This is a genomic window from Treponema bryantii, from assembly GCF_036492245.1.
GTDB lineage: Bacteria > Spirochaetota > Spirochaetia > Treponematales > Treponemataceae > Treponema_D > Treponema_D bryantii_C.
Genome location: NZ_AP025286.1, coordinates 2,292,436 through 2,305,153 on the forward strand (window position 1 = coordinate 2,292,436; position 12,718 = coordinate 2,305,153).

Consider the following 12,718-nt stretch of genomic DNA (forward strand, 5'->3'; position numbering starts at 1 on the left):
AAAATCTTTCAAAAACTGTTGTTTATAAGTCTTTTTTTTACTATATTATAATCATGTTATTAGACGTACAAAACTTAAACGCAGGTCTTGAAGACGGAAAACAGATTCTCAATGACCTTAATATACAGATTGGCCAGGGCGAAACACACGTTCTGATGGGACCAAACGGTGCTGGAAAATCTTCCCTCGGTAATGCCCTTATGGGTAACCCGGTTTACCAGATTACCGGCGGAAAAATCTTTTTCAAAGGCGAAGACATCACAGAGCTCTCAGCAGACAAACGCGCTAAAGCCGGAATGTTTATGTCTTTCCAGAGCCCTCTTGAGGTTCCGGGTATCAGCCTTGAAACATTTATCCGCTCAGCAATCCAGCAGAGAACCGGAGAACGCGTAAAGCTCTTCCATTTCCAGAAAGAACTTCAGCGCTGCATGGAACTTCTGGACATGAAACCTGAATATGCTAAGCGCGACCTCAACGTTGGTTTTTCCGGCGGTGAACGCAAAAAGAGCGAAATCCTTCAGCTCCTTATGCTCAAGCCAGACTTCGCCATCCTCGACGAAACAGACTCCGGCCTCGACGTAGATGCAGTCCGTGTAGTTGCAAAAGGAATCGAAGAATACCGTAAACTTACAAACGGCTCGCTCCTCATCATCACCCATACAACAAAGATTCTCGAAGGCCTCAACGTAGACCACACACACGTACTCGTAAAAGGCCACATTGTAAAAACCGGTGACGGCCAGTTGTTCCACGAAATCAACGAAAAAGGATTCGAGGAGTTTATAGGATAAGAGGGGAAAGCCTTCCCCTGCGCGCCCACTTCGTTGGTCGCTACCCTTTCTGCGGGGGACACCCCCGCAACGCCCCCGAGGAAATCATGGAAGAAAAACAGAAGATAGACGACATAAACAGAGAGTTTTACGACTTCCGCTATGAAGAGACAGAAGAAAATACCTTCCGTCTTGAATCTGGTTTAACTCCGGATATCGTAAAGAAAATCTCAGAAGAAAAAGGCGACCCTGAATGGATGCGCGAATTCCGTCTCAAGTCGCTTGAAACCTATAACTACTTAAGAGTTCCAAAATGGGGTCCTTCAATTGAAGGGCTTCACATGGATAATATTGCAACCTACGTTCGTCCAAAAACTCAGATGAGCGGTAAATGGGAAGACGTTCCTCAGGACATTAAAGACACTTTCGAAAAACTCGGTATTCCTGAAGCAGAACGCAAGTCTCTTGCCGGTGTAGGTGCACAGTACGACTCAGAACTTGTTTATCATAACGTACAGGACGAAGTTGCAAAGCAGGGAGTTATTTACCTCGGCTTTGAAGATGCCCTTAAATCTGAAGAATGGGGCCCGATGGTAAAAGAATACTTTATGACCCTCATCACTCCAAAAGACCACAAGTTTGCAGCTTTGCACGGTGCAGTCTGGTCTGGTGGTTCATTTGTTTATGTTCCAAAAGGTGTTCATCTTTCCTTCCCTCTTCAGTCTTACTTCCGTTTGAACGCACGAGGGGCTGGACAGTTTGAGCACACACTTATCATCGTAGACGAAGGTGCAGACCTCCACTTTATTGAAGGTTGTTCTGCTCCAAAATATAACGAAGCTAACCTGCACGCCGGTGCTGTTGAACTTTTCGTAAAAAAAGGCGCACACCTCAGATATTCTACCATCGAAAACTGGTCTAAGAATATGTACAACCTCAACACAAAGCGTGCCCGAGTAGAAGAAGGCGCAAGCATTGAATGGGTTTCAGGCTCGTTCGGTTCTCACATTTCTTACCTCTATCCGGAAAGCGACCTTGTAGGACGCGGTGCAAAATCAGAGTTCACAGGTATCACCTTTGCTGGTGCCGGACAGAATCTCGACACAGGTGCCAAGATGGTACACCTTGCGCCAGATACTTCAAGTCTTATTTCAACTAAGTCTATTTCAAAAGGCGGCGGAGCAAGTATTTACCGCTCGGCTGTATATATCGACAAGAATGCAAAAGGCAGTAAGACAAGCGTAAGCTGCGAAAGCCTTATGCTCGACGACGAAAGCCGCAGTGATACAATTCCTGCAATGGTAATCAAAACCGATGAATGCGATGTAGGCCACGAAGCTAAAATCGGCCGCATCTCTAACGACGCAATTTTCTACCTGATGTCTCGTGGTATCAGCGAAGACGAAGCACGCAGTATGATTGTAAGTGGATTTGCAAATCCTGTAAGCAAGGAACTGCCGCTCGAGTATGCGGTTGAGATGAATAATTTGATTAGACTTGAAATGAAAGGTTCAATGTAGCAAACTCGTTAAAAAATTTGTGAGCAGTGCTCAGCAATTTTTTCGAGTTTACCTACCTGAATATAAATTACACCTTTCTTATTCCCATAATCAGACGGTTTTCACCGTTTTCTTTTACAAGAACACATCTTACAGAAACCATTACATGCTTATCATTTATCAGCATGTGATGGCGACTTGAAAATACACCATCAGTTTCTATATTCTTCAGAATTGACTCTTTTGTGTGACGTTTCTTAAACACTTCGCGGTCTTCTTCTGCTACTGCGAAATCTGCATTCTTTTGAGTTTCTTCAAAAAAATCTTTTCCTTCTTTTGAAATACCCAGAGAACCAAATTCACTATTTGCCTGAAATTCACTATAGCTGTTATCATCAGGATTTATTACATAAATACAAAGATAATCTTCAGAAAGCGCCATAAGTCTTGAATAAATAATCTGATCCTGGCGGGCCTTATCAACGATTTGTTTCTGTTTTACCTGAGCATCAATATGACTAACACCAATAATCAGATATTTTTTATCTCTGGTCATTCGCACAGCTTTCATATTTACATAATAAGGAAGTCCAAATTTCACCAGACGATAGATATGAACAAAAGTGCCGGTTTCATCAATCTGCTTCAATACATTTTCTTTCGTAAATACTTTTACAAAAGTTTCTCTATCTTCTTCATAAAGATGAGTTAATGCATCTTCCCTCGCTCGTCTAAAGAAATCATCTCCATGACGTTCTGTAGCCAGTTCATCTTTCCCAATATTAGATCTATATTCAATAAAATCTTCTGTCTCCAGATTTATATAAAAAAGATTAAAGTAGTCCGTTGCAAGTGCACGTGCAATATTCGCATAAACTTCCCCCTGAACAGAATCCTTAATAGAAAGCACAGCAACTACAACTGCAATTTTTTTAGTTACAGGATTATCAGCAAGCTTACTTATAAAATAGTGGGCTACAGAACCATCAGGAAGAGTTCCATCTACGAAAAGTCTTTTTCCTTCTTTTGCAGCCTGCTTCAAAATCACCATAATGCCAGCCCCTTCTCCCTGCATTACAACACTAATCGGAACTTCTTCGCCATGCAGATTTATTCCATAATATCTTTCAAAAAATTCATGATATGACTGATTGTACCTTGTAAAGCGGACAGTCTCTTCTCCCACCTCAATAACTATCATAGGTAAAGTACTGAAAAAATTATTAAAGGCATCTTCATTTTGAGAAATTACAGAAAGATCATGAAGATTTACCCTACCTATAGTTTCGCAATAATGCGATTCTTCCGGATTTTCAAAACCAATCTGAATTCCTTTTTCATATTTTTCTATAATCTGTTCCATTGGAATCGGCTTCTGGAAGAAAAAGCCCTGAAGTTTTGAACAGCCTATTTCTTTAAGAAAGCTTACCTGCTCTTCAGTCTCCACACCTTCACAAATTGTATCAACTCCAAGAGAAGATGCCATACGCATAAGTTCACGTAAAATAATTTTACCGTTCTTTCCCTTATCCAGCTGACGCATAAAACTCATATCGAATTTTAATAAATCAAATTGAATCTGCTGTAAAACATCAAGAGAAGAATAACCGCTTCCAAAATCATCCATCCAAACAGAAAAACCAAGTTTCTTAAAGCGGTCAATCTGTAGCTTCATGAATTCAAAATCTTTACCAAGAATACTTTCGGTAATTTCAATGTTGATTTTATTGCGTGGAATTCCAGAACCATCTATACGTTTACAGATTTCTTCAACAATATCACAGACATCAAAATCAGAACGTGACAGGTTGATAGATTGAGAAACCATAAAGTATCCATGGTTTGCCATATACTTAATCTTCTCAAGAACCTGCTCAAGAATATAAAGGTCTACTTTATAAATGAGTTTTGCTTCTTCAAGAATTGGAATAAAATCCGCAGGAGATAAAAATCCTTTTACAGGATCAATCCAGCGGGCAAGAGCTTCTTCATCACAGACACGGAGATTTACACCACGAACAATAGGCTGATAGTAAACTTTAATCCAGTGTTCGCTAATAGCCTTATCAAGATTGTCTATAATATACTGACGTTTTTCATTTGCTTCAGAAATCGTAATATCATAATAATTAAAACCAGATTCATTTGAATGACGGATTGGAGCACAGGCAAGTTTTGCCCTGTCGCAGGCCATGTTTACAGAAACATCTTCTGATTTAAAAAGATAAACTCCAATATGAATAGTAACTTCTACAACCTGCCCGTCAACTTTTACCAGGGCTTTACAGTTTTCTATAAGCTCATGTATAGTATCTTCAATTCCCTGTTCTTCTGTTATGGCAGCAAAATCATCTCCACCAATACGACAACAGCTGGTATTTCCAAAAAGATCTGTAAGAAGCTTTGCAAAACTCTTTAAAAGAATATTTCCGTTGTCAAAGCCATATTCGCTGTTGAATTTTCTCATACCATAAAGGTCGAAAAAGAGAATGGCTGCATTTTGCTGAGCACCTGTCATGATGTCTTTTTTTGCAGAAGCAAGACTCATGAAATAATTCATGTTAGGTAAGCCTGTAAGATAATCTACTAAAGTCACATCCATATCTATAATTATAAATCATATAATAGAAAATACAAAACATTTTAGATATACTAGAAAAATACCTATAAATATGGTAGATTATTGCCGTATGAATAACACAAATATAAAATCTGCTGAAAATGCAGTTATAGATATAAACCCTATTCCATATTTAACATGGACATGGCTTAAAATAAATAAAGACTCTGTTTCTTATGATTTTTCTTTTACAGAAAACAACGGAACTGATATCCAGATTCCTTCAAATGTTTCTGTAAGCACTGGAAAAACTGTAAAAACTGAACTTCCGGAACCGGAATCTTCAATTGGTGCAGAAGCTACACAACTCATTACTTCTGCTGCAACCGGTAAAATCTACACTTTTGAAAAATCAAAAGAAGAAACAAAACCTCTCATCATACGAATTAAAGCTGAATCAAACTCGGCTACATATAATATTATTCATGCAAAAGCCGGTGCTGATGCAAAAGTTATCATCGTATACGAAGGTGCAGCAGCACTTTCCGGTGTTGTAACAAAAATCTACGCCGAAGACGACGCAAACGTACAGATTACTAAAGTTCAGCTTTTCGACAAATCTGTAAATCAGATTGATGATACACAGGTTGTCTGCGGAGAACGAGCAAAGACCAGCCTTATTCAGATAGTTCTCGGCGGATCTCACACAGATGCAAGTTTCCACGCAACACTTGCAGGATATCAGTCTAAATTTATTTCTGATACAGCATATCTTTGCCGTGAAAGTCAGTATATCGATATGAATCAGACAGTTGTTCATACAGGAAAGAAAACCGACTGTAACATGAAGACAGACGGTACTGTAAAAGACAGCGCAACAAAGACTTACCGCGGAACAATTGATATGAGACGAGGCTGTTCAGGCTCAACAGGAAACGAAATGGAGACAACTCTCCTTCTCTCTCCGCAAGCTGTTGTAAAAGCCGCTCCAATTATTCTCTGCGGCGAAGACGACATCTCTGCAGAACACGGTTCAACAATTGGAAAACTTTCTCCAGAAATGCTTTTCTACATGAACAGCCGTGGTATTGATCAGAATACTGCAGAAGCACTTCTTACACGTGCAAAAATCACAGCAACCGCTGCAAACATTCCTGAAGACTCAGTTCGTGAAGAAATCAACCAGTGGCTCAACCGTGAACTCGGAGAAGATTAAATTAACAGGTAATAAAAAATGAATAAATACAGAAAAGACTTCCCTTTTTTCAAGGCAATTGATGAAAAATCTTCCGTAGAAAATAAGGATCTTATATATTTTGATACAGCAGCAACTGCGCAGCGCCCATTTATAGTTCTCAATGCAATGACACACTTTTACGCTACAGAGAACGCTAACCCGCTTCGCGGCCTTTATTCACTTAGTGAACGTGCCACAATGGCATATGAAAATGCCCGCGACACAGTTGCAAAGTTCATCAATGCAAAGGAAGCCGCTGAAATTGTATTTACCCGTAATGCTTCAGAAAGCTTAAATCTTGTTGCCTACAGCTGGGGACTTAATCGCCTTCACGAAGGAGACGAAATCTGCGTTTCTATCATGGAGCATCACTCAAATATCGTTCCATGGCAGATGGTTTGCCAGAAAACCGGTGCAAAGCTTGTATTCATGGAATGCGACAAAGAAACCGGAATTATCAGTGACGAAGAAATCGCTGCTAAAATCAATTCAAATACAAAGATTGTTTCAGTTGTACACGTAAGTAATGTACTTGGTGTAACTAATCCTGTAAAAAAGATTGGAGAAGCTGCGCATGCTGTTGGCGCTATTTTTATTGTAGACGGTGCACAGTCTGCCCCACACATGAAGGTAGATGTTCAGGATTTCAATGCAGATTTCTTTGCCATGAGCGGACACAAACTCTGTGGACCTATGGGAATTGGAGCACTTTATGGTAAACGTGCACTTCTCGAAGAAATGGATCCATTCCTTCGTGGTGGCGAAATGATTGAATACGTTACCCGCGAAAAAGCAACCTGGGCAGAAGTTCCTCATAAATTTGAAGCCGGAACTGTAAGCGCCGGAGATGCAGTCGGAATGGCAGCAGCAATCCGTTATATTCAGTCTATTGGTCTTGAAAATATTGAAGCTCACGACCGTGAGCTTGCAGAAAGAATGATGGCAGGAATCACACAGATTCCACACATCAATATAATTGGTCCAAAAGATGCTTCAAAGAGATGCGGTATCATTACCTTCACACTCGACGGTGTTCACCCACACGACATTGCATCCCTTCTTTCTGAAGAACATATTGCAATCCGTGCAGGCCATCACTGTGCACAACCTCTTGGACAGTATTTAAACCAGACAGCAACCGCCCGCGCAAGCCTTTACTTCTATAATACAGAAGAAGAAGTAGACTGCTTCCTCGAAAAAGTTGCAAAGCTCCGCGAGTGGTCTGGCTTTAAAGATAATTAATTCAAATCTTCCCAGATAGCATACCAGTCTACATCTTTTTCATTGTAGTAAGAATTTGGTGTATAGCCAACTTTGTTTGGTTTTGTAGTATCTGGTGTACTACCCCAACCTGCAAAAGTCTTTCCATCTGGAACTTCAAACATATTTTCTGGAAGAGAATACTTTTCGCGTTGTTTAATAAGTACTACTTGAGTTTCATCTGTATCACCATAATTTGAATGATATGTAATTTTTAAGTATGGGTTCCATACAGCATAAAGTGAATTTCTATCATTCATGGTTTTCTCAACTTTTCCAGTCAGAATAGAGGTAGAATTTTCATTATAGCCCCAACCTAAGAAATAATATCCTTTTTTAGTTTCTTCAAAAGGATAATCAATTTCTTCTGGATGAGTACCAAATGGTACAGTCTTTTCAATCTGAGCTACTGATGCATTTTCATAATTTGCAACCAAAGTAATTGTAACAGGAGCACGCCATTGTGCATATAAATTAAAAATACCCGATCCTGAAGTAGAATTATATGAAAATTCTTCATCCAGTTCGTAATAAACATTGCTGGCTATTGTATGCTTTACATTTGCAACTCCATTCTGGCCAAAACACCAGAAGCCTTTTCCTTCAGGAGCAGTAAATTCATCTACAATATCCTGGGTAAATTTAATCTTTTCACCAATTTCTATTTTATAGGTAATAACCTTATCTTTAGAACCAGTTCCGCTATAATTTGAAATCAAATTCACAGTCTGATAAGGACTCCAGGTGGCATATACATTTAATGGCTCTGGATCAGATTCTCTAAATGTATATCTAGAAACTCTATGTGAATATAAATCATTATGATCTGCTTCTGTTACATTTGCCCAGCCTTCAAAATAATAGCCTTCAGGAACTGCAAAAGGACACTCTGCTAATGTATAAAATTCTTCTCCCTCTGGATGAAATTCTTCAAATGTCTTCTGTTCACCACTCTTATAATTACTATGATAAATTACAGTTCTTTTCTTTGCCCAAACTGCATATAAATCAATATCTTCTGTGTAAGTTACTTCATCCCCCTCTTTTTTTGGACGATAGGTACTGGTAGGAGAATCAGTAAATCCCATAAAGAAATAACCATCGCGAGTAAATGAAATTGCTCCAATAGGAGTAGGAGTATTGTATGGAACAACCTGAGTTTTTATCTCCTCTTCTGCTCCTTCATAATTTGCATGGAATGTAATTACAGGATTTTTCTTCCATATTGCATAATAGGTTGTATCATCTTCCGGAGTAAAATAACTACCAGCACTATGAATATCATTAGTTCTGGTAGTATCAGGATCTTTTGCCCAGCCCGCAAAACCAAAGCCTTCTCTTTGCCATTCACATTCAGGGAATTTCTCAGATTCTCTATAATTTGTAGTTATAAGAATATCATCATATTCTGAACCTTCAAAATTAGCCTTAAATGTTATGATTGGATTTTTTACATGCCAGATTGCATAGTAAAACATATCTGTTGAATCTGAATAAGTTCTTGTCTGATACAATGCAGGATAAGTAGATTTATAACTATCAGATTTATCTCTAACTTCCTTCCAGCCATCAAAGACCATTCTTTCTCTTGTAAATACTTCTGGTGCGAGCCCTATGTCATAGCCCCACTTCTTATAAGGAACTACAATTTTTTCTTCTGCCTCTGTACCTGCATTCTCATCATTAATATAAAATGTATAGTAGATAAGGTCTTCAGAACCTTCTTCGAGCCATACAGCATAAAGAGTTGTATCATGTCTGAAGGAAGAAGACTGTGCACCATGATAAGTAATGCTAGCCATATAAGAAGATGTATTAGAGGTATCTGACCAGCCTACTAGAACATATCCCTCCCTTGAAAAGAGATATGGCTCAAAAATTTTAAAACGTGCATAAGTTGATGAAAAATCAGTTCTTTCAAATTCTTTTACTACAGGTTCGTCTTCGGAACCTTCGTAATTTGCTTTAAAAGTAAGAGTATAAGCAGCTTCTTTCTGCCAGATACAATAATAATGAATTGTTCTCTTATTTGTTATCCAGGTTAATCCTGGCTGAATATAGTTGTCAGAAAGTAAACCTGGTTTTGCATCAGGTTCTTCCGACCATCCCTCAATTCTATACCCATCCCTTACAAATATATCAGCATCTAACATATGAATATTAATATCGTCATAAGAGAAATAAAGAGTTATTGTTTCATCATCTTCAGTATTTGAATGCAGAATTACAGTTCCTGTTTTTGAAGTGTCCAGCCATAAAGCATAAAGATTTATATCATTACTAATAGATACAGAAGCTTTATCTATATAATCTGCACTTGTATGATCTATATCAGAAATCCATCCTGCAAAAGAGTAGCCTGCATTTGTAAAAGAATTTGCTCTTAGATTAACAGGGGTATTTTTTTCTACATACTGAATTAAAGATTCAGTATCATCTTCATTTCTATTTGCCCAAAAGGTAATTGTTGCAGTTTCATCTTCAGACTGCCATACGGCATATAAAGAAAGATTTTCTTTTATTGCAACTGAAGTTTCATCCGCATACTTTACCTGTGCAGAATCAGCCGCCAAAGACCAGCCGATAAAGTTATAACCTTCATACTCAAAAGTGTTTTTTCTTAATTTTGATGATATTCCGGATTCAAGCTTCTGAGTTTCATAATCATCAGTACCATTGTTTGCATAAAAGGTAATTGTAACTTCAGGAATTTCTAGATCTTTTGATCCTGCTCCACAGGAAATTAAAAATCCAGCCAAAACAAATAATGAAAATAACTTTGTGATTCTAAATAGACTTTTCATATTTATTCTCCTTGTCTTTTTATAATTTCCTTATACCTAATAATGTTACTTTATACAACCCTTCAATTAGTGTATACTCTTTATTAAATAAAAATTTATATATCTTAAATTCTATGTTAAAATAATAATATGAATTTAAGCTATCGAATTCTTGATAGTCATATTTTTGAATCATACATGGCTCTTGAAGGCTGGGAAAGTTTTCCTCTGTTAAAGTCCTATACTACAGACGGAGAATTTTCATTTCTCTTAAAAGAATGTAAGTTCATGATTTTTGACTATAAGCCTTCGGATGGACTTTTAAAAGCTGTTTGCATTTACCGCATGATTGAAGACTGTCTTTCAATTGAATTGTTTGAAGTCAATAAAGATTACAGACAGTTAGGAATCGGTACATATGCCATGGAAAGGCTTATGATTGAAACTGGTGCAAAAACAGTGTATCTTGATGCAAAGAATGCAAACGCAGAAATCTTCTGGAAAAATATCGGCATGAAAAAAATCGATAATCAGACTTTCTGCCTGGAAAACTAAAAAAATTAAGGAAATCATAATGGATACTAAAGAACTTTACCGCGAAATCTTAAATGAACATAATATAAATCCTACTCATAAAACAGATATGGATTCTCCTACCTTCTGTCTTGAAGGTGTAAACCCAAGCTGCGGTGACCAGATTACCCTTCAGATGAAACTTGATGAGAATAACGTAATAACAGACGCAAGCTTTACAGGAAGCGGTTGTGCAATCAGCCAGGCCTCTGTAGATATGATGGCAGATCTAGTAATTGGAAAAACAAAGGATGAAGCCCTTGCCCTTGCTGATATTTTTGACAGAATGATTAAAAGCGAAGTTTCAGAAGAAGATCTTGAACGCCTTGATGAAGCCGCTGCCCTTCAGGATATTTCACACATGCCTGCACGCGTAAAATGTGCAATGCTCGGCTGGCGAACCATGAAAGAGATGCTCAGTTCACCCCTTGAAACAAAATAAGATTTCTGATATAGTTAATATCACTTCGGCGCTTTAGCTCAGCTGGATAGAGCAACTGCCTTCTAAGCAGTAGGTCGACAGTTCGATTCTGCCAAGCGTCACTTAAAACTGCCTTATACGGCAGTTTTTTTTATTTTAAATTATTGTATTTTAATAGCAACAGATCCAAGATATAAAATGTTACTATATATACGTGCATAAGTATTATCCTGTGCAACAGCTACTGCAAACATAGCAACATATAAATATTCACCATCTGATGAACCGGAATAATTATAATCAGGATTAGAAGTACTGTCTTCTTGTGGCAGCTGATCGGAAGGTAATTCCTTAAAATTAAAAGAATAATGATTGGTAATGTTTCTTACTGGAATAACTATGTTTGCATCACCAAAAATATTATTATTATTAACTAATATTCTTGCAAGATATTCTTCACCAATATTACTAAGTCTTATATAAACTCTCTGATTTGAACCGGTTGCTGGAAGCAGGATATTTTCACCTGTATGACCGGCAGCTAGTAAAGGCACATATTTATAAGTATCAATTAACTTTGTAGGCGCATTATAAGAAGTTTCTTCATTGTTTGCGATATCACAAAGAACATTAACAGCTGAATAAAGTTCAGAATCACTTTTATAAATTTTATAATAAACCTCAGTACCAATAAATTTTATTCCATCATATTCATGATCTTCAGTTTCAAATTCAAAATAGTTTTCTGTTGGAGTATATTCGAGCTCATCATATTCAGGAGCATGATAAACACGATAGGGAGCATCTATTACATAAAAAGTATCAAGCCCGCAGGCCGTGTTAAATAAAATAAGGTATCCTGTAAGAATAAAAGAAATTAAAAATCTTTTTCTACAGAATACCTTATTCATATATATCAAATTTCAGAATGGTTTTTATTCGATTTTTCCGTCTTTCTTAAGAGCAATAAGTCTTGATTTAGCAAGATCTGCCCATGAATCATCAGAAAAATTGTCATTAAGCTCTGTATAAGCAGCAGCAGCTGTAGCATAGTCACCTTTTGCTTCAAGCAGGCGGCCATAGCTGAACATTGCATGTGTTCTTATAACAAAGCTGTTGTCATCTGCAGCAAGCTTGTAATAAGTTGCAGCATCTTCATTATTACCTGTTTCTTCATAGCAGGCAGCAAGATTAAAATAGCACAAAGGAGCAATATAAGTCTTCTTTGCTTTTTCTGCAGCAGCTTTCCAGAAGTCAGCAGATTCAGAATATTTTTTCTGCTGATATGTAATGTCAGCACAGAGCATGTTTGCACGAGCACCAACAATTCCACCCTTCTTTGTATAAGCAGATGCTTTTTCAAAAGCTGTATTAAGTCTTGCTGAGATTTCAGCTTCTTCAAGTCCAGAACTCTTGTCTGTCATTTCAAAAGTAATCTCATCGATTGCCTGTAAGCCCTTAAGTTTATTATTATTAGCAACACTTGCAAAAATAACATAACCAATCAACAAACAGATAAATACAATAAGTGTTGCAATGAATGCTACCTTGCGTTTTTCAATAAAACCTGCGAGTTTTTTACTTGCAGTCTGTTCTTCAAAATCTGCCATTTTAT

10 protein-coding genes and 1 tRNA gene are annotated in these 12,718 nt (G+C 37.6%); 7 read left to right on the forward strand and 4 right to left on the reverse strand.

Annotation, left to right across the window (positions count from 1 at the left end; all coding sequences use genetic code 11):
- Positions 1 to 53: 53 nt before the first annotated feature.
- Entirely contained in the window at positions 54 to 791 is a 738-nt protein-coding gene (gene sufC / locus AABJ44_RS10185) for a Fe-S cluster assembly ATPase SufC (protein WP_074640869.1), read from the forward strand.
- A gap of 86 nt (positions 792 to 877) precedes the next feature.
- Positions 878 to 2,290: a Fe-S cluster assembly protein SufB gene (gene sufB / locus AABJ44_RS10190; RefSeq protein WP_338368912.1), complete on the forward strand. Its 1,413-nt coding sequence runs from the start codon at positions 878 to 880 to the stop codon at positions 2,288 to 2,290.
- A gap of 67 nt (positions 2,291 to 2,357) precedes the next feature.
- Here sufB and AABJ44_RS10195 read toward each other — a convergent pair whose 3' ends face one another.
- Positions 2,358 to 4,871: a putative bifunctional diguanylate cyclase/phosphodiesterase gene (locus AABJ44_RS10195; RefSeq protein WP_338368914.1), complete on the reverse strand. Its 2,514-nt coding sequence runs from the start codon at positions 4,869 to 4,871 to the stop codon at positions 2,358 to 2,360.
- 88 nt (positions 4,872 to 4,959) lie between these two features.
- Between AABJ44_RS10195 and AABJ44_RS10200 the strand changes: the two genes are divergently transcribed.
- A complete protein-coding gene (locus tag AABJ44_RS10200; RefSeq protein ID WP_338368915.1) occupies positions 4,960 to 6,045 on the forward strand; it encodes a SufB/SufD family protein in 1,086 nt (361 codons plus the stop codon).
- An 18-nt stretch (positions 6,046 to 6,063) separates the two neighbouring features.
- Positions 6,064 to 7,308, forward strand: a complete 1,245-nt coding sequence (locus AABJ44_RS10205; RefSeq protein WP_338368917.1) for an aminotransferase class V-fold PLP-dependent enzyme — start codon at positions 6,064 to 6,066, stop codon at positions 7,306 to 7,308.
- Here the strand turns inward: AABJ44_RS10205 and AABJ44_RS10210 are convergent.
- On the reverse strand, positions 7,305 to 10,130 hold the full coding sequence (locus tag AABJ44_RS10210) for an InlB B-repeat-containing protein (protein WP_338368919.1): 2,826 nt from the start codon (positions 10,128 to 10,130) through the stop codon (positions 7,305 to 7,307). The genes AABJ44_RS10205 and AABJ44_RS10210 overlap by 4 nt on opposite strands.
- Before the next feature lie 129 nt (positions 10,131 to 10,259).
- On the opposite strand from AABJ44_RS10210, the gene AABJ44_RS10215 reads away from it, so the two are divergent.
- From AABJ44_RS10215 to AABJ44_RS10225, 3 genes are all read left to right on the forward strand, one after another.
- Positions 10,260 to 10,664: a GNAT family N-acetyltransferase gene (locus tag AABJ44_RS10215; protein WP_143064132.1), complete on the forward strand. Its 405-nt coding sequence runs from the start codon at positions 10,260 to 10,262 to the stop codon at positions 10,662 to 10,664.
- A 19-nt stretch (positions 10,665 to 10,683) separates the two neighbouring features.
- Positions 10,684 to 11,124 (forward strand): Fe-S cluster assembly sulfur transfer protein SufU, encoded by a 441-nt coding sequence (gene sufU, locus AABJ44_RS10220; protein WP_338368920.1) that lies wholly within the window; start codon positions 10,684 to 10,686, stop codon positions 11,122 to 11,124.
- Positions 11,125 to 11,151: 27 nt separating this feature from the next.
- Positions 11,152 to 11,225 (forward strand) — tRNA-Arg (locus AABJ44_RS10225).
- A gap of 39 nt (positions 11,226 to 11,264) precedes the next feature.
- Here AABJ44_RS10225 and AABJ44_RS10230 read toward each other — a convergent pair.
- Positions 11,265 to 12,014: a hypothetical protein gene (locus AABJ44_RS10230; RefSeq protein WP_338368921.1), complete on the reverse strand. Its 750-nt coding sequence runs from the start codon at positions 12,012 to 12,014 to the stop codon at positions 11,265 to 11,267.
- A gap of 24 nt (positions 12,015 to 12,038) precedes the next feature.
- Positions 12,039 to 12,713: a tetratricopeptide repeat protein gene (locus tag AABJ44_RS10235; protein WP_338368923.1), complete on the reverse strand. Its 675-nt coding sequence runs from the start codon at positions 12,711 to 12,713 to the stop codon at positions 12,039 to 12,041.
- Between the last annotated feature and the right edge of the window lie 5 nt (positions 12,714 to 12,718).